General features: G+C 74.8%; 17 protein-coding genes. 12 read left to right on the top strand and 5 right to left on the bottom strand.

Translation table 11 applies throughout. The annotated features are described in order from the left end of the window. Nucleotides 1-109: 109 nt before the first annotated feature. Complete coding sequence (glgC, locus tag ACYVJ4_RS16185) at nucleotides 110-1,363, bottom strand: glucose-1-phosphate adenylyltransferase (RefSeq protein WP_460461171.1); 1,254 nt, start codon at nucleotides 1,361-1,363, stop codon at nucleotides 110-112. A 75-nt stretch (nucleotides 1,364-1,438) separates the two neighbouring features. Between glgC and glgA the strand changes: the two genes are divergently transcribed. Genes glgA through ACYVJ4_RS16170 form a run of 3 tightly spaced genes read left to right on the top strand, consistent with a single transcriptional unit; the run spans nucleotide 1,439 to nucleotide 4,432 of the window. Continuing rightward, nucleotides 1,439-2,629 carry a glycogen synthase gene (gene glgA / locus ACYVJ4_RS16180; RefSeq protein WP_460461170.1) on the top strand — a complete coding sequence of 397 codons (1,191 nt, stop codon included), beginning with the start codon at nucleotides 1,439-1,441 and terminating at the stop codon, nucleotides 2,627-2,629. 58 nt (nucleotides 2,630-2,687) lie between these two features. After that, nucleotides 2,688-3,614 carry an ATP-binding cassette domain-containing protein gene (locus ACYVJ4_RS16175; RefSeq protein WP_460461169.1) on the top strand — a complete coding sequence of 309 codons (927 nt, stop codon included), beginning with the start codon at nucleotides 2,688-2,690 and terminating at the stop codon, nucleotides 3,612-3,614. Next, the gene (locus ACYVJ4_RS16170; RefSeq protein WP_460461168.1) at nucleotides 3,611-4,432 is read left to right on the top strand and encodes an ABC transporter permease; all 822 of its coding nucleotides are present in this window, start codon (nucleotides 3,611-3,613) and stop codon (nucleotides 4,430-4,432) included. Before ACYVJ4_RS16175 ends, ACYVJ4_RS16170 begins: the two co-directional genes overlap by 4 nt. On the opposite strand, the gene ACYVJ4_RS16165 is transcribed toward ACYVJ4_RS16170, so the two are convergent. Then, the gene (locus ACYVJ4_RS16165) at nucleotides 4,429-5,211 is read right to left on the bottom strand and encodes a hypothetical protein (protein WP_460461167.1); all 783 of its coding nucleotides are present in this window, start codon (nucleotides 5,209-5,211) and stop codon (nucleotides 4,429-4,431) included. The genes ACYVJ4_RS16170 and ACYVJ4_RS16165 overlap by 4 nt on opposite strands. A gap of 55 nt (nucleotides 5,212-5,266) precedes the next feature. Here ACYVJ4_RS16165 and ACYVJ4_RS16160 point away from each other — a divergent pair, with 55 nt between their 5' ends. Beyond that, a complete protein-coding gene (locus tag ACYVJ4_RS16160) occupies nucleotides 5,267-6,049 on the top strand; it encodes an ABC transporter ATP-binding protein (protein ID WP_460461166.1) in 783 nt (260 codons plus the stop codon). Here ACYVJ4_RS16160 and ACYVJ4_RS16155 read toward each other — a convergent pair. After that, the gene (locus ACYVJ4_RS16155) at nucleotides 6,003-7,295 is read right to left on the bottom strand and encodes an MFS transporter (protein WP_460461173.1); all 1,293 of its coding nucleotides are present in this window, start codon (nucleotides 7,293-7,295) and stop codon (nucleotides 6,003-6,005) included. The two genes, ACYVJ4_RS16160 and ACYVJ4_RS16155, sit on opposite strands and share 47 nt — an antisense overlap. A gap of 20 nt (nucleotides 7,296-7,315) precedes the next feature. Here ACYVJ4_RS16155 and ACYVJ4_RS16150 point away from each other — a divergent pair, with 20 nt between their 5' ends. Next, a complete protein-coding gene (locus tag ACYVJ4_RS16150; RefSeq protein WP_460461165.1) occupies nucleotides 7,316-7,630 on the top strand; it encodes an ArsR/SmtB family transcription factor in 315 nt (104 codons plus the stop codon). Between the two features lie 53 nt (nucleotides 7,631-7,683). Here the strand turns inward: ACYVJ4_RS16150 and ACYVJ4_RS16145 are convergent, their stop codons facing one another. Then, nucleotides 7,684-8,781: a lytic transglycosylase domain-containing protein gene (locus tag ACYVJ4_RS16145; RefSeq protein ID WP_460461164.1), complete on the bottom strand. Its 1,098-nt coding sequence runs from the start codon at nucleotides 8,779-8,781 to the stop codon at nucleotides 7,684-7,686. Nucleotides 8,782-8,916: 135 nt separating this feature from the next. On the opposite strand from ACYVJ4_RS16145, the gene ACYVJ4_RS16140 reads away from it, so the two are divergent. The 4 genes from ACYVJ4_RS16140 (at nucleotide 8,917) to ACYVJ4_RS16125 (ending at nucleotide 12,181) form a co-directional block, all read left to right on the top strand. After that, nucleotides 8,917-9,375, top strand: coding sequence for an NfeD family protein (locus ACYVJ4_RS16140; protein WP_460461163.1), 459 nt, complete (start codon nucleotides 8,917-8,919; stop codon nucleotides 9,373-9,375). Further along, nucleotides 9,372-10,550, top strand: a complete 1,179-nt coding sequence (locus tag ACYVJ4_RS16135; RefSeq protein WP_460461162.1) for an SPFH domain-containing protein — start codon at nucleotides 9,372-9,374, stop codon at nucleotides 10,548-10,550. Before ACYVJ4_RS16140 ends, ACYVJ4_RS16135 begins: the two co-directional genes overlap by 4 nt. Before the next feature lie 30 nt (nucleotides 10,551-10,580). After that, on the top strand, nucleotides 10,581-11,354 hold the full coding sequence (locus tag ACYVJ4_RS16130; protein ID WP_460461161.1) for a sulfite exporter TauE/SafE family protein: 774 nt from the start codon (nucleotides 10,581-10,583) through the stop codon (nucleotides 11,352-11,354). Nucleotides 11,355-11,431: 77 nt separating this feature from the next. Further along, nucleotides 11,432-12,181, top strand: coding sequence for a TrmH family RNA methyltransferase (locus ACYVJ4_RS16125; protein WP_460461172.1), 750 nt, complete (start codon nucleotides 11,432-11,434; stop codon nucleotides 12,179-12,181). Here the strand turns inward: ACYVJ4_RS16125 and ACYVJ4_RS16120 are convergent. After that, nucleotides 12,178-12,723 carry a YbaK/EbsC family protein gene (locus ACYVJ4_RS16120; RefSeq protein WP_460461160.1) on the bottom strand — a complete coding sequence of 182 codons (546 nt, stop codon included), beginning with the start codon at nucleotides 12,721-12,723 and terminating at the stop codon, nucleotides 12,178-12,180. The two genes, ACYVJ4_RS16125 and ACYVJ4_RS16120, sit on opposite strands and share 4 nt — an antisense overlap. Nucleotides 12,724-12,848: 125 nt before the next feature. Between ACYVJ4_RS16120 and ACYVJ4_RS16115 the strand changes: the two genes are divergently transcribed. From ACYVJ4_RS16115 to ACYVJ4_RS16105, 3 genes are all read left to right on the top strand, one after another. Continuing rightward, nucleotides 12,849-15,116 (top strand): HelD family protein, encoded by a 2,268-nt coding sequence (locus ACYVJ4_RS16115; RefSeq protein WP_460461159.1) that lies wholly within the window; start codon nucleotides 12,849-12,851, stop codon nucleotides 15,114-15,116. 77 nt (nucleotides 15,117-15,193) lie between these two features. Beyond that, on the top strand, nucleotides 15,194-15,475 hold the full coding sequence (locus ACYVJ4_RS16110; RefSeq protein ID WP_460461158.1) for a hypothetical protein: 282 nt from the start codon (nucleotides 15,194-15,196) through the stop codon (nucleotides 15,473-15,475). A 56-nt stretch (nucleotides 15,476-15,531) separates the two neighbouring features. Further along, a complete protein-coding gene (locus ACYVJ4_RS16105) occupies nucleotides 15,532-16,941 on the top strand; it encodes a magnesium chelatase (RefSeq protein WP_460461157.1) in 1,410 nt (469 codons plus the stop codon). The last annotated feature ends 155 nt before the right edge of the window (nucleotides 16,942-17,096 follow it).

The raw sequence follows: 17,096 nt of genomic DNA, 5'->3' as shown, positions 1-17,096 counted from the left end.
CTGGCGCAGCTGCGCCCACTCGGCGTGCTGCGGCTGCAGCTGGACGCCGATCCGGACCGGGCGGTGGGACTGGTGGTGCTCGCTCACGCGGTGCCTCTCGTCGGGTGGTTCACAGGTGGACGGTCTGCCCCTTGCCAATCACGACCAGCCCCGACTCGGTGACCGTGAGGCCGCGGGCGCGGTCCTCCTTGGGGTCCATGCCGATGCGGGCGCCCTCGGGGATCACGACGTTCTTGTCGACGATCGCCCGGCGGACGACGGCGTGCCGCCCGACCTCCACGTCGTCCAGCAGGACGCTGTCGCTGACGCTCGACCACGAGTGCACGTAGCAGCCCGGCGACAGCACGGAGTTCTCGACGGTGGCGCCCGAGACCACGACGCCGGGGGAGACGCTGGAGTTCACGGCGTGGCCGATGCGCCCGTGCCAGCCGTGCACGAACTTGGCCGGCGGGTAGGGGCCGTAGTCGGTGTAGATCGGCCAGTCGTAGTTGTAGAGGTTGAAGACCGGGAAGACCGAGACGAGCTCCATGTGCGCGTCGAAGTACGAGTCGAGCGTGCCGACGTCGCGCCAGTAGTCGCGGTCGCGCTCGGTCGAGCCCGGGACGACGTTGTCCTTGAAGTCGTAGACGCCGGCCTCGCCGCGGCTGACGAAGTCGGGCACGATGTCGCCGCCCATGTCGTGCTTGCTGTCCTCGTCCTTGCTGTCGCGCGTGACGGCGTCGACGAGCGCCGCGGTGTCGAAGACGTAGTTGCCCATCGACGCGAGCACCTCGCCCGGTGAGTCGGGCAGCCCCATCGGGTTCGTCGGCTTCTCGAGGAACTCGCGGATCCGCCGCGGGTCGTCGGGCTGGACGTCGATGACGCCGAACTGGTCGGCCAGCTCGATGGGTTGGCGGATCGCCGCAACCGTTGCGGCAGCGCCGGACTCGACGTGCTGCTCCACCATCTGCGCGAAGTCCATGCGGTAGACGTGGTCGGCGCCGACGACCACCACGATGTCGGGCCGCTCGTCGTGCACGAGGTTCAGGCTCTGGTAGATCGCGTCGGCGCTGCCGAGGTACCAGCGCTTGCCGACCCGCTGCTGGGCCGGCACCGGGGCCACGTAGTTGCCCAGCATGTTCGACATCCGCCAGGTCTTGGAGATGTGGCGGTCGAGGCTGTGCGACTTGTACTGCGTGAGGACGACGACCTTGAGGTAGCGCGAGTTCACGATGTTCGACAGCGCGAAGTCGATGAGCCGGTAGATGCCGCCGAACGGCACCGCGGGCTTGGCGCGGTCGGCGGTGAGCGGCATCAGGCGCTTGCCCTCACCGCCCGCGAGGACGATGGCCAGGACCTTCGGGTTGCGAGCACGCGTCGCCATGGTCGCAACCTAGCCGCCGGGAACCCCCACCGCGAGGGGTGTCTCGCGCGGCGGAGCGCCGCTAGCGTGACCGCTGTGCGCATCGACGTCCTGAGCCGCGAGTACCCGCCCGACGTGTACGGAGGGGCGGGCGTCCACGTCGCCGAGCTTGTCCGCGCGCTGCGTGCCGACGACGACCTCGACGTCCGTGTGCGGTGCTTCGGCGCCCCGCGCGACGAGGCCGGGACGACGGCCTACCCCGACCCGCCGGAGCTCGCCGGGGCCAACGCCGCGCTGCGCACCATGGCCGTCGACCTGCCGATGGCGCAGGACTGCGGCGGCGCGGACGTCGTCCACTCGCACACCTGGTACGCCAACCTGGGCGGGCACCTGGCCGGGCTGCTGCACGGGGCACCCCACGTCGTCACGGCCCACAGCCTGGAGCCGTTGCGGCCATGGAAGGCCGAGCAGCTCGGCGGTGGCTACGCGCTGTCGTCCTGGGTGGAGCGCACCGCCTACGAGGGCGCGGCCGCGGTCATCGCTGTGAGCGCCGGCATGCGCGCCGACGTCCTGCGCAGCTACCCGGACGTCGACCCCGCCAAGGTGCACGTGGTGCACAACGGCATCGACACCGACCTGTGGTCGAGGCGCCCGCGGCCGGACGCCGTGCGCGCCCTGGGCGTCGACCCCGACCGGCCGAGCGTCGTCTTCGTCGGGCGCATCACGCGGCAGAAGGGGTTGCCGTACTTCCTGCGCGCCGCGGCCGAGCTGCCGCCCGACGTCCAGCTGGTGCTGTGCGCCGGGGCGCCGGACACCCCCGAGATCATGGCCGAGGTCGAGGCCCTCGTGGCCGGGCTGCGCGAGACCCGCCAGGGCGTGGTGTGGATCGACCGGATGCTCGTGCGCGAGGACGTCGTCGCGCTGCTCTCGGCGGGCACGGTCTTCGCCTGCCCGTCCATCTACGAGCCGCTCGGCATCGTCAACCTCGAGGCCATGGCGTGCGAGCTCGCGGTCGTGGCGACCGCGACCGGGGGCATCCCCGAGGTCGTCGACGACGGCGTCACGGGTCGGCTGGTGCCGCTCGAGCAGGCGCAGGACGGCACCGGCACGCCGCTGGACCCCGACCGGTTCGTGGCCGACCTGGCCGCCGCCCTGGTCGAGGCGGTGTCCGACCCGGACGCGGCGCGCCGCATGGGCGCGGCCGGTCGCGAGCGGGCGGCGCGCGAGTTCTCGTGGGGCACCGTGGCGGGGCGCACGCTCGCGGTCTACCGGTCGCTGCCCCGCTGACACCGCGCCCGCCCGGGCTGAGAGGGTGGGGGGACGATCACACGACTGGGGGCACTGCATGATCGAGGCACGCCGTCTGACCAAGCGCTACGGCCGCACGCTGGCCGTGGACGACCTCAGCTTCACCGTCCCGCCCGGCGTCGTCACCGGGTTCCTCGGGCCCAACGGCGCGGGCAAGTCGACGACCATGCGCATGATCCTCGGGCTCGACCGCCCGACGAGCGGCAGCGCGCTGGTCAACGGCCAGCCCTACGCGCAGCTGTCGGGCCCGCTGCACCACGTCGGAGCGCTGCTCGACGCCAAGGACGTGCACCCGGGCCGCACCGCCCGTGCGCACCTGACCGCGCTGGCCGTGAGCAACGGCATCCCGACCAGCCGCGTGGACTCGGTGCTCGAGCTCACCGGCATGCAAGGCGTCGCCAAGCGCCGGATCAAGGGCTTCTCGCTGGGCATGTCGCAGCGGCTCGGCATCGCGGCGACCATGCTCGGCGACCCCGAGGTGCTGATGTTCGACGAGCCGGTCAACGGCCTCGACCCCGAGGGCATCCTCTGGATCCGCACCTTCATGCGCGGCCTGGCCGCCGAGGGCCGCACGGTCTTCGTGTCGAGCCACCTGATGAGCGAGATGTCGCTCACGGCCGACCACCTGATCGTGATCGGGCGGGGCAAGCTGCTCGCCGACGTCGCGACGAAGGACTTCATCGACGCCAGCTCGTCCAACAGCGTGCGCGTGCGCTCCCCGCAGGCCGACCAGCTCGAGCAGCTGCTGGTCGGGCGCCAGGTCGCGGTGCGCCGCGTCGACCGCTACCTCGAGGTCGACGGCCTGAGCACCGACGAGGTCGGCGACCTCGCGGCCGCGAGCTCGCTCACCGTGCACGAGCTGTTCACCGAGCGCGCTTCGCTGGAGGCCGCGTTCATGGAGATGACCAAGGACAGCGTCGAGTACCACGCCGACGTCCCGACGCAGCAGGAGGAGACCCGATGAGCACCGCCGACGCCGTCCGCACGCCGGCCCCGCGCGAGCGGCTCGTGCCGGCCTCCACCGCCCGCTTCGACCGCGTCGTGCGGGCCGAGGCCGTGAAGATGTTCTCGCTGCGCTCGACCGCCTGGACCCTGCTGGTGCTCGTGGCCGTCACCGTCGGGTTCGGCATGCTCGCCAGCTGGGGCACCTCGCAGGCCCCGGCCGACCAGCGGGCCGGCACCGACTGGACCTCGCTCACGCTGTCGGGCCTGGCGTTCGGCCAGCTGGCCGTCGCCGTCCTCGGCGCCATGACGATCTCGAGCGAGTACAGCACCGGCGGCATCCGCTCGACGCTGACCGCGGTGCCCGCGCGGCTGCGGCTGCTGGTCGCCAAGGCCGTCGTCTTCGTGCTGATCGCCCTGGTGGTGGGCGCGATCACCAGCCTGCTGGCCTTCGAGATCTCGCGGCTGTTCATGCCGACGGCCGACCGCCCCTCGCTGGGCGACCCCGACGTCCCGCGGGTGCTGCTCGGCGGCGCGCTCTACGTCGCGGGCAGCGGGATGTTCGGGTTCGCGCTGGGGGCACTGGTGCGCAACACCGCCGGCGCCATCACGGCGGCCGTGGCCGCCCTGCTGGTGCTCCCGGGGCTGAGCAACCTGCTGCCCGGCAGCTGGGGCGACGCCATCACCGAGCGCTTCACGTCCAACGCCGGCCAGCAGATCATGGCGACCGTGCCGAGCGACGGCGTGCTCGGCCCGTGGGAGGGCTACGCGTGGTTCACCCTCGAGTGGCTGGTGGTGCTGGGCGTGGCCGCCTACCTGATGCGGCGGCGGGACGCCTAGTCCGGCAACCGGATCGGCGCGTTCACCGCGGCGACGAGCGCGCGTCGGCTGACCTGGTCGAGCTGGCGCAGCTCGTCGTCGCGGCGACCGGCCTCCCAGCTGTTGACCGAGCCGCCGTGGTCCTCGCGCGCCACCTCGACGATCGTGCGCACCCGCCAGGCCAGGTCGAGAACCCGGGCCGCGCGCGGCGGCGTGCCCTCAGGCAGCTGCCGCACGCCCTGGCCGCGCAGGTCGTCGACGAGGTCGGCCGCGTCGGGTCGCCAGCTCGCGACGTCCAGGTCGCTCAGCACGTCGGTCGCGTGCAGCAGGGCTTCGCGCAGCTCGCGCTCGGCCTCGCCGACCGTCTGCACCAGCGGCGAGACCGGCGGCCTGCAGTCCAGCGCGCGCCAGACGACCTGGTGGCCGGTCTCGTACACCGACCCGAACTCGTACACCTCGGGGACCAGCGCGAGCGGTGGCCCGCCCACGGTGACGACGCACTCGCCGGCCTCGATCGCGGCCTCGTTGACCTCGCGCGGCCCGGGCAGCGCCGACGGGTCGCCGGGCACGGGCAGCACCAGGCGCAGCGCGCGCACGTGCTGGTCGCGCAACGTCGCCAGCAGCTCGGCCAGCCGGCCCGGCGGGGCCAGCGGGGCCAGCCCGTCGGCGTCCGCGACCGTCACCTCGTGCGGCTCGTCGTCGCCCTGCACGACCCGCAGCAGCGCACCGGCGTTCGCGCGTCCGGTGAGCACCGGTCCGGCCCACAACGACAGCAGCGCGGATCGCGGCAGCGGGGTCACGGGCCCAGGCTACGTCGGTGCCCTAGTGTCGCCCTCATGACTTCTGGGAGCCGGCATGAGTGACGTGCTCGAGCTCGCGGGGGTGTCGGTGGTGCGGGGCACCACGACCCTGCTGGACGACGTCAGCTGGCAGGTCAGCGAGGGCGAGCGGTGGGTGGTGCTGGGCCCGAACGGCGCCGGCAAGACCACGCTGCTGCAGATCGCCGCGGCCCGCATGCACCCGACGCGCGGGGTCGCCGGCGTGCTCGGCGAGGTGCTCGGGGCCGTCGACGTCTTCGAGCTGCGGCCGCGCATCGGGCTGGCCAGCGCCGCGCTCTCCGAGCGGATCCCGGGCGGCGAGCGCGTCGGCGACGTCGTCGTCACCGCGTCGTACGCCGTCACCGGCCGCTGGCGCGAGCAGTACGACTCGCTGGACCTCGACCGCGCGACCGCTCTGCTCGACACCCTCGGCGTCGGCCACCTGCGCGACCGCACGTTCGGCACGCTCAGCGAGGGCGAGCGCAAGCGGGTGCAGATCGCCCGCGCGCTGATGAGCGATCCCGAGCTGATGCTGCTCGACGAGCCCGCGGCCGGCCTCGACCTCGGCGGCCGCGAGGACCTCGTGCGCCGGCTGGGCCAGATCGCCGAGGACGTCTACGCCCCGGCGCTCGTGCTGGTCACCCACCACGTCGAGGAGATCCCGCCGCACTTCACCGACGTCCTGCTGCTGCGCGGCGGCCGCGTGGTCGCCGCCGGGCCGGTCGAGATCACGTTGACCCAGGAGAACCTCGAGCAGACCTTCGGGCTGCCGCTCACGCTCGAGCGGCACGGCGAGCGGTGGACTGCGCGCGCCAGGTGAGGCCGAGGGCGGAGAGCGCCAGCAGGACGACGACCACGCCGTAGGTGGTCGCGGTGGGCAGCAGCCCGACCCGTCCGGCCGCGACGCCCGCCAGCACCGCCGGGACGCTGAACCCGAGGTAGGACACCAGGTACAGCGCCGCGAACAGCTCGGCGCGCTCGTGCGGCCCGACCGTCGGCGCGATCGTGCGCAAGGTCCCCGAGAAGGCGCTGCCGAAGCCCGCCCCGGCGATCGCCGTCCCGACGAAGTAGCCGACCGTCGACGCGGTGTCGAGCGAGGCCAGCGTGACGACGGTGCCGAGGGCCAGGACGGCGGTGCCGCCGAGCAGCACCTGGCGCGGCGCGCGCTCGCGGCTGGCGAGCACCGTGACGGCGCCGCTGAGCATGAGGGTCGCGACGACGACGCCGCCGACCACGTGCCGGTGCAGACCGAGCACCTGCGCCGCCAGGCTCGGCCCGAGCGAGAGGTAGAGGCCGCCGATGGCCCAGGTGGCCAGCATGACCGGCACCGACGCGACGAACGGCACGCGGGCGCTCTGCGGCACGCGGACCCGCGGGCGCAGCGAGCCCAGGGCCCCGGCGCGCCGCTCGACCGTCTCGGGCACCGCGACGAGCAGCACCGCCAGGGCCGCGAGCGAGACGCCGAGCCCGGTGAAGACGACGGTCGTGGGCGAGGGCAGCAGGTCGACGACGAGGCCGGAGGCGACCGCCCCCAGCCCGAGGCCGAGCGTGGGGGCGACGCTGTTGACCACGCCGCTGCTCCACACCCGCGGCCGCCCGTCGCGGGCCGGCGGCTCGAGGTCGACCAGCGCGGCGCTCACGACGCCGATCGCCACCCCGGTGCCCACGCCCTGCAGCACCCGCGCCGCGACCAGCCCGCCCAGGCCGTCGGCGACCAGGAACGCGACCATCGCCGCGGCGTCCAGCAGCAGGCCGACCGCCAGCACCGGCCGCCGTCCGAGGTCGTCGGACAGCGCGCCGGTCGTGAGCAGGGCCACCAGCAGCGCCAGGGCGTAGACGGCGAACGCGGTCGTGAGTCCGGCGGGGCTGAAGTGCCAGCGCGCCTGGTAGACGACGAACAGCGGGGACGGCGCACCGGCCGCGCCCATCAGGACGAGCAGGGTGGTGGCCACCAGCCAGAAGCCGCGGACGTGGCGGCGGCTGGTCGCGGGGGTCGAGCTCACGGGGGCCTCCTCGGACTGTTCGACAGACGTGGAACCGTTGTCCGCCGGCGAGCATTCCGAGATCGTTCGACTATTCTCGAACCATGGCCCCCGCCGGACGCGAGCTCGAGCACCCGGACGTCGTCGACGTCCCGCTCACCGAGCTGCTCCAGGCGCTGGGCGACCCGGTGCGGCTGGCGATCGTGCGCCAGCTGGCCGCCGGACCGCTCGAGGAGGTCGCCTGCTCGGCGGTCGGGGGCGACGTGCCCAAGTCGACGCGGTCGCACCACCTGCGCACGCTGCGCGAGGCCGGGGTGATCCGCAACGTCCCGCAGGGCCGGCAGCGGCTGGTCAGCCTGCGCCGCGACGAGCTCGACGCCGCCCACCCGGGCCTGCTCGACGCCGTCCTGCACGGCTGAGCGTCTGGCTGCTGGGCCGCCGGGCCGCTGGGCCGCGGGGCCTTCGGGACCGCTCAGCCCTGCTGGGCCTGCAGCTGCGCCTGCACCGAGAGCACGAGGTCGACGTACCACTGGGCCCGGTTGTAGCGGAAGAGCGCGGCCTGCACACCGGACGACGACCCCGCGCCGCCGCTGCACAGGTAGCGCGCGGCGGTGAAGATCGCGTCGGCGGGGGAGAAGGCGTCGAGGCGGCCGTCGTGGTCGCCGTCCACCGCGTACGACGCGAACGTCCCCGGCATGAACTGCATGGGCCCGATCGCGCCGGCCGAGCTGGGCCCGACGTCGCGGCCGTGACCGCTCTCGACCTGGCCCACCGCGGCGAGCAGGGTCCAGTCCATGCCGGGGCAGGTCTTCGCCGCGGCGCGGTAGAGCCGGAAGTACTCCTCGGGCGGCACCTCGGCGTGCACCTGGCCGAGCGCCCGCTGCTGGGCGAGGGCCGCCGCCGCCCGGGCGCGGGCGAGTGCCCTGGCGGCCGCCTCCGCCTCGGTGAGCTGCCGGGCCCGGGCCGACAGGCCGTCCAGCGTCTGCTGCGCGTCCGCCAGCAGCGTGGCCACGCGGTCGGCCTGCGCCGTCAGCCGGGCTGCCGTCACCACCGACGCGTCGGCGTCCGCCGACCGGCCGTCGGCGACGTCCTGCACGCGGCGGGCCTGCTCGGCGGCGTCGTCCGCGGTCGCGCTGGCCGCGGCGAGCACGTGGTCGACCCCGGACAGCCGGGCCGCGAGCTCGCCCAGGTCGCCCGAGCTGAGCACCGTGTTGAGCAGCCCGGCCTGGCCGCCGCTGAGGTACAGCGCGCGGGCCGACGCCGTGCTGCGGTCGGCGGCGTCGTCCGCGGCGCGCTGGGCGTCCGCACGGGCCGTGTCGGCCACGATGAAGTCGCTGACCTGCTGGCCGACGTGGCTCATGGCCTGCGCGTACCCGGCCTGGGCGGTCGCCAGCTGCGCCCGCACCTCGGCGACGTGCTGGGCCGCGGCGTGCGCCTGGGCCCGGGCCGCCGCCGCGTCCTCGGCCTGGGCCGGCACGGCCGGGGCCTGGACGACGACGGCGCACGTCCCGACGGCCACCAGGCGCAGCAGCCACGGGGCGGCTGCACGGCGCCGGGGAGCAGAGGTCACCCTGGGTGCATCGGCGCCGGTGGTGGCCGACTTGATCGACGGCGTGGGAGGGTGGCGCCGCGGGGAACCTCGGGCCGGTCCCGCGCGTCCCTCCAGCAGCCGGGACGTCCGGCGCGCGACCGACGGGGGTGTGGCATGGACTGGGTCACCGACCACCCGGGCCTGGCCTGGCTGGCGCTGGCGCTGGTGCTCGGCGCCGTCGAGGTCGCCACGCTCGACCTGGTCTTCATCATGCTCGCCGTGGGCGCGCTCGGCGGCGCGGTCGCCGCCGGGGCCGGCGCGCCCTTCGTGCTCCAGGTGGTCGTGGCGGTTGTCGTCGCGCTGCTCCTGCTGGGACTGCGCCCGCTGCTCGTGCGGCGCCTGCACGCCGGCGACGACACGCTCACCGGCACCGCTGCGCTCGTCGGACGCGAGGCGCGCGTGCTCGAGACCGTCACCGAGACCGGTGGACGGGTCAAGATCAAGGGCGACGTCTGGACGGCGCGCACTGCCGTCCGGGCCGAGTCGTTCCTGCCCGGGCAGCCCGTCCGGGTCGTCGCCATCGAGGGGGCAACGGCCGTCGTCACGGCCGGCCCGGAGGAGTCCACGCCATGAGCTCAGGGGGAACCGCGCTGCTCGTCGTCCTGGCGGTGCTGGTGCTGTTCGTGATCATCACGATCGCCCGCACGATCCGGATCGTGCCGCAGGCGACCGCGGTCATCATCGAGCGCCTCGGCCGCTACTCGCGCACCCTCGACCCGGGGCTGCACCTGCTGGTCCCGTTCATCGACAAGGTGCGGGCCGTCGTCGACCTGCGCGTGCAGGTCGTGACCTTCCCGCCGCAGTCGGTGATCACCAGCGACAACCTGGTCGTCAACGTCGACACGGTCATCTACTTCCAGGTGACCGACGCCAAGGCCGCGGTCTACGAGATCCAGAACTACATCGTGGGCATCGAGCAGCTCGCCGGCACCACGCTGCGCAACGTCATCGGCTCGCTCGACCTCGAGCAGACGCTCACCAGCCGCGACCAGATCAACGGCCAGCTGCGCGGCGTCCTGGACGACGTCACCGGCACCTGGGGCATCCGGGTCAACGAGGTCGGTCTCAAGGCGATCGACCCGCCCGCGTCGGTGCAGGACTCGATGGAGCAGCAGATGCGCGCCGAGCGCCAGCGCCGCGCGACGATCCTGACGGCCGAGGGCGTCAAGCAGTCGCAGATCCTGACGGCCGAGGGCGAGAAGCAGTCCAACATCCTGCGGGCCGAGGGCACGGCGCAGGCCGCGATCCTCAACGCGCAGGGCGAGGCCCGTGCCATCTCCCAGGTCTTCGAGGCGATCCACCGCGGCGACCCCGACCAGAAGCTGCTGGCCTACCAGTACCTGCAGATGCTGCCGCAGCTCGCGCGCGGCGACGCCAACAAGCTCTGGATCATCCCGAGCGAGCTGGGCGAGGCGCTGAAGGGCATCGGCGGCGTGCTGGGCGACCTGCGCCCGGACGGCCCGGGCGCGCCCTCGCCGCACCGTGGCGGACCCGCGCCCGCGGCGAAGGACACCGCCCTGGACTCCGACGCGCTGGGCGACACCGTCCTGGAGGACCCGCAGGAGGCGCTGGCCAAGGCCCGCCGCGAGGCCGCCGGGGCGAGCGCCGAGGCCGAGGGCGCGGCGACGGCCGGGATCGAGCCCGGCCGGATGCCGGGTCGGGCGCCGGGCCAGCCCCGCCCGCTCGCCGACGTCGACGACGTCCCGCCGGCGCAGGCGCCCCCCGCCGACCCCCCGCCCCAGCCGTAGCCGGCCCGGGGCACCCCCTAGGGTCGGGGGGTGCCCTGGTACGAGCTGCTCGCGATCTTCGCGGCAGGCCTGGCGGCCGGCACGATCAACACCGTGGTGGGGTCGGGCAGCCTCATCACCTTCCCGACGTTGCTGGCCTTCGGCTACGCGCCGGTGACGGCCAACGTGTCGAACAACATCGGCCTGGTCCCGGGCGGCGTCACCGGCACCCTCGGCTACCGCGACGAGCTGCGCGGCCAGGGACGACGGGTGCGCGCGCTGGCCCCCATGTCGCTGGCCGGCGCGGTGCTGGGCGCGGTGCTGCTGCTGCGCCTGCCGGCCGCGGCGTTCACCGCGATCGTGCCGGTGCTGCTGGCGATCTCGCTGGTGCTCGTCGTGCTGCAGCCCCGGCTCCAGGCGCGGGTGGCGGCCCGGCACGCCGACCCGGACGTCGCCCAGCCGTGGTGGCACCGGCCGCTGGTGCTCGGCGGCACGTTCGGCGCCGGGGTCTACGGCGGCTACTTCGGGGCCGCGCAGGGCGTGCTGCTGATGGGGCTGCTCGGCTCGCTGGTGCCCGAGTCGCTGCAGCGGCTGAACGCGGTGAAGAACCTCCTGGCGCTGGTGGTCAACGCCGTCGCCGCCGTGACCTTCGCGCTCGTCGCCCGCGAGCACATCGACCCCGCGGTGGTCGGGCTCGTCGCTGCCGGCTCCCTGTGCGGCGGCGTCGTCGGGTCGCGGTACGGACGACGGTTGCCGCCCGGCGTCCTGCGCGCTCTGATCGTCGTCGTGGGTGTCGTGGCCATCGTGCGCGTCGTGACCGGCTGAGGGCTGCACCCGTGGCACCGATCCAGGTCACCGACCCCGACGACCCGCGGGTGGCCGACTACACCCGGCTCACCGACATGGCGCTGCGCCGGGTGCGCGAGCCCGAGGAGGGCCTCTACCTCGCCGAGTCCGAGAAGGTGATCCGCCGCGCGCTGGCGGCCGGGCACCGACCGCGGTCGTTCCTCATGGCCCCGCGCTGGCTGGTCGACCTGGCGGACGTGGTGGCGGACGCCGAGCGCGACGGCGTGCCCGTCTTCGTCGGCGAGCCCGGGGTGCTCGAGGCGCTCACCGGGTTCCACCTGCACCGCGGCGCGATCGCGGCGATGCACCGGCCGCCTCTGCCGTCGGTGGAGCAGGTCGTCGCCGGAGCGCGCCGGGTGGCGGTGCTCGAGGACGTCGTCGACCACACCAACGTCGGCGCCATGTTCCGCTCGGCCGCGGCGCTGGACGTCGACGCCGTGCTGGTCACGCCGCGCTGCGCCGACCCGCTGTACCGCCGCAGCGTGCGGGTCTCGATGGGCACGGTCTTCCAGGTGCCGTGGACCCGCGTCGACCCGTGGCCCGATGGTGTCGACCTGCTGCGCCACAACGGGTTCCAGGTGGCGGCGCTCGCGCTGTCGGACGACGCGGTGACGCTCGACGAGCTGGCGGCGCAGGCGCCCGAGCGGCTCGCCCTGGTGCTCGGCACCGAGGGGCACGGGCTGGCCGAGAGCACGGTGGCGGCGTCCGACGTCGTCGTGCGCATCCCGATGAGCGGGGGAGTGGACTCGCTCAACGTCGCGGCCGCCAGCGCCGTCGCGTTCTGGGCCCTGCGCCCGACGAGCTAGCGGGCGAGGTCGTCGACGACCTGCGCACCCGGCAGCCGCGCGAGGTCGGCCCCGGCCACCACGACCTTCGAGTGCCGCACGCCGGAGCCGACGACCACCAGGTCGGTCGCGGCCACGCGGGCGTCGACGAGCAGCGCCCAGCCCGCGGGCAGGCCGATCGGCGTGATGCCGCCGTACTCCATGCCGGTGAGCTCGACCGCCCGCTCCATCGCCAGGAACGACGCCTTGCGGACGTCGAGCAGCCGGCGCACGACGCCGTTGACGTCGGCCCGCGTCGTCGCCAGGACGACGCACGCCGCGACGCGCTCCTCGCCACCGCGGCTGCCGCCGACCACCACGCAGTTGGCCGACACCTCCGGCGGCACCGAGTACGCCTCGCCGAACGCCGCGGTGTCGGCGAGGTCGGGGTCGATCGGCCCGACCCCCACGTCGGCGGCGGGCGCCCAGGTGCCGAGGGCCGCGAGCACCGGCGCGGCCAGCAGGTCGGGGCGGGACGTCGCCGGGCGGGTGAGGTCGAGGGTGCCCAGGGCGGGTGCGCTCATGGGGCCACGCTAACCGGGCGCGACCTGGAAGAAGTCGGCGGCGGCCGTCCGCGCGGTGGCATAAGATCGATCTCCGCGCCGGCGGGGCCGGGGCGCGGACGGCACGAGCGAGCGGGGGTCCACGGGTGAGCGACCTGAGTGCGGACCGTGCGGCCGAGCAGGCCCACCTCGACCTCGTCTACGCCCGCCTGGACGCCGTGATCGAGGCCGCCGGGCAGCAGCTGTCGGCCATCCGCCGGGCCGGCTCGGTCGGCACCCCGCAGGCCCGGTCCGAGCGCGACGCCATGGCCACGACGCTCGAGGCGCGCATCGCCCAGCTGCGCGCGGTGCAGGACCGGCTCGTGTTCGGCCGGCTCGACCTGCGCGGCGGCGACCGGCACCACATCGGCCGCATCGGCCTGAGCGACGCCGCCCAGGACAAACTGCTCGTCGACTGGCGCGCTCCGGTGGCCGCGCCGTTCTACCAGGCCACGCCCGCCGCACCCGGCGACGTCGTGCGCCGGCGGCACCTGACGACGTCCGGGCGGGAGGTCGTGCACCTGGACGACGAGGTGCTCGACCTGGGCGCGATCGACGACGACGAGCGCGCCAACCTGCAGGGCGAGGGCGCGCTCATGGCCGCGGTGAAGGCGCCGCGCACCGGGCGCATGGGCGACATCGTCGCCACCATCCAGGCCGAGCAGGACCAGATCGTGCGCGACGAGCTCAGCGGCGTGCTGGTCGTGCAGGGCGGTCCGGGCACCGGCAAGACCGCGGTGGCCCTGCACCGCGCCGCCTACCTGCTCTACACCTACCGGCAGCGGCTGGAGCGCACCGGCGTGCTCGTGGTCGGCCCGGGGCCGCTCTTCCTGCGCTACATCTCGCAGGTGCTGCCGTCGCTGGGGGAGTCCGGCGTCGTCATGTCGACACCCGGCACGCTGTACCCGGGCGTCGAGGCCTACACCGACGACCCGGACGACGTCGCCCGGCTCAAGGGCGACCTGCGGATGGCGGAGGTCGTCGGCGCCGCGGTGCGCGACCGCCAGCGGCTCCCCGACGACGACCTCCAGCTCCGCGTGGGCTCGCACACCGTCACCCTGACCCGCGGCGCCGTCGCCTCCGCCCGTGGTCGCGCCCGCAGCACCGGGCAGCCGCACAACGCCGCCCGAGTCACGTTCGTCAAGGACCTGCTGCGCCACCTGGCCGGCCAGCTCGCCGACCAGCTCGGCCAGACCCTCAGCGACGACCTGCGCCAGGAGCTCGACGCCGACCTGCGCGACGCGCGCGATGTGCGGGTCAACCTCAACCTGCTGTGGATGCCCCTGACGCCGCAGCGGTTCCTGCAGGACCTGTTCGCCGTGCCGTCCCGGCTCGAGCGGGCCGGCCGCTCGCTCACCGCGGCCGAGCGCGCGCTGCTGGTGCGTGACCGCGACCACCCGTTCACCGTCTCCGACGTGCCCCTGCTCGACGAGGTGGCCGAGCTCGTGGGCGACGACGGCGAGGCGGCGCGAGCCGACGACCGCCGTCGGGCCGAGGAACGCGGTCGCGAGGTCGAGTACGCCCGCGGGGTGCTGCAGATGGGCGGCGCGGGCCTCGACCCGCTGGGCGTGGTGACCGCCGAGATGCTCTCGCAGCAGTTCGAGGCCCTCGGCCCGGCGCTGTCGGTCGCCGACCGGGCCGAGGCCGACCGCAGCTGGACGTACGGCCACCTGGTGGTCGACGAGGCGCAGGAGCTCACGCCGATGATGTGGCGGCTGCTGGCCCGCCGGTGCCCGGCCCGGTCGTGGACCGTCGTCGGCGACCTGGCCCAGCGCGGCTCGGCCGGCGGGGCGTCGTCCTGGGGTGCCGCGCTCGACCCCGTCGCCGACGGCCGCTGGCGCGAGCGGCAGCTCAGCGTCAGCTACCGCACGCCGGGCCGGGTGCTGGCCGTCGCCGACGCCATGGCCCGCGCCAACGGCCTGCCGGTCACCGCGGTGCAGTCGGTGCGCGAGGGCGACGTCGACCCCGCCGTCGCCCGCCGCGCTCCGGGCGACGTCGGCGTCGTGCGGGACGTCGTCGGCGACCTGCTCGCGGGCTCGGACGACGGCACCGTCGCCGTCGTGGCGCCGGCCGACGAGCTCACCGACCTCGGCGAGGCGCTCGAGAAGGCCTGGCCCGGCCAGGTGGGCGACGCCACGCGCGCGGCTCTCACGGTACGGGTCAGCGTGCTGGCCCCCGACCAGGTCAAGGGCCTGGAGTTCGACGACGTCGTGGTGGTCGAGCCGGCGCGCGTCGTGGCGGCGTCCGGACGCGGGCTGAGCGACCTGTACGTCGCGCTGTCGCGACCCACGCGCCGGCTCGTCGTCGTCCACGCCGAGCCGTTGCCGGCCGGGCTCGACGGCCTGTCGCCCTGGGGAGGCGCGGCCGACCACTAGGGTGGCGCCGACGGTGCGGGGGACGCACCGCGGACAGGGGGGTCGTCGTGCTGTTCTTCGGCTGGGGCGGTCGCTCCATGTCCCGCCAGTTCTCACCCACCCAGGCGGTGGTGCTGAGCTACCGGTACTTCCACCTGTTCTTCGTGCTGCAGGTGGCGTTCGGCTCGCGCTTCCAGCTGGCCACGCACACCGAGCAGGGCTGGGCCAGCCGCCCGATCACCGAGGACGAGGCCCGCACCCTGCTCGGCGGCGAGACGCTCGAACCGCCGCTGTGGCGCCGCTTCGGGCTGCTGATCGCGCTGGCCGCCGTCGCCCTGGTGCTGGTGGTCGCCGCCGTGGTGTCGTCGATCGGCGGCTGAACCACCCGCGCGCCACCGCCCACGCGGACGCGCCGGCCGCGACGTACGGTGGGGAGGTGAGCCTCGTCCCCTCGCCCCCCGACCACCTGCCCACCACGCTGGGCGCCCTGCGCGCCAGCGGTCACGTGCACCGCCCGGTGAAAGGCGAGATGCGGCACAACCTGCTCGCGCTGCTCGACGGCGACCGGCCCCGCTTCGAGGGCATCGTCGGCTTCGAGCAGACCGTGCTCCCCGAGCTCGAGCGCGCGCTGCTCGCCGGCCACGACGTCGTCCTGCTGGGCGAGCGCGGCCAGGGCAAGACGCGCCTGATCCGATCCCTGGTGGCGCTGCTCGACGAGTGGACCCCGGTGATCGAGGGCGCCGAGCTCGGCGAGCACCCCTACGAGCCGATCACGCCGACGTCCCGGCGACGGGCGGCCGAGCTGGGCGACGACCTGCCCGTGGCCTGGCGCCACCGCAGCGACCGGTACAGCGAGAAGCTCGCGACGCCGGACACCAGCGTCGGAGACCTGATCGGCGACGTCGACCCGGTGCGCGTGGCCCAGGGGCGCACGCTGGGCGACCCCGAGACCATCCACTTCGGCCTGGTGCCTCGCACCCACCGCGGCATCTTCGCCGTCAACGAGCTGCCCGACCTGGCCGAGCGCATCCAGGTGGCGCTGCTCAACGTGCTGGAGGAGCGCGACGTCCAGGTGCGCGGGTACCAGCTGCGGCTGCCGCTCGACCTGCTGCTCGTGGCCAGCGCCAACCCTGAGGACTACACCAACCGCGGCCGCATCATCACGCCGCTGAAGGACCGCTTCGGCGCCGAGATCCGCACGCACTACCCGCTCGACCTGGACGACGAGATCGCACTGGTGCGCCAGGAGGCCGTCCTGGTCGCCGACGTCCCCGACCACGTCCTCGAGGTCGTGGCGCGCTTCACCCGGGCGGTTCGCGAGTCGCCGTCGGTCGACCCGCGCTCGGGCGTCTCGGCGCGGTTCGCCGTCGCGGCCGCCGAGACGGTGTCGGCGGCGGCGCTGCGCCGCGGCGCGCTGCGGGGAGAGGCCGACCCGGTCGCCCGCGTCGGCGACACCGAGCCGGTCGTGGGGACGCTGCGCGGCAAGGTCGAGTTCGAGAGCGGCGAGGAAGGACGCGAGGTCGAGGTGCTCGCGCACCTGCTGCGCACGGCCGTCGCCGAGACGTTCCGGGCGCGCCTGGGTGGCGTCGACCTCAGCGGGTTCGTCGAGCTGGTGGCCGACGGCAGCAGCGTCGAGACCGGCGAGCTGGTCACGTCGGCCGAGGTGCTGCAGCAGGTGGGCACCGTGGCCGGGCTGGCCAAGGTGCTCGACCGGCTGGGGCTGGACGGCGCGGCCGGGCCGGCGCACGCGGCGTCCGGGGTCGACCTGGTGCTCGAGGGCCTGCACCTGACCCGACGGCTGGCCAAGGACACCACCGACGACGGCCGCACGGTCTACGGCGGCTGAGCGTGGCGGCGCACCCCGGGCACGGCCGGCGCAGCCGCTACGGCGCGTGGCAGGGCGGCGCCGACCCGCTGGCGCCGCCGTACGACGTCCGGGCACCGGTCGACGCGCTCGGCGACGAGGTGCGGGCGGGCGCCAGCCTGCGCGACGCCCTGCGC

This window comes from Angustibacter peucedani (assembly GCF_054779595.1).
The sequence above is the reverse complement of the archived record's forward strand: the minus strand, read 5'-3'. Positions and strand labels throughout refer to the sequence as shown.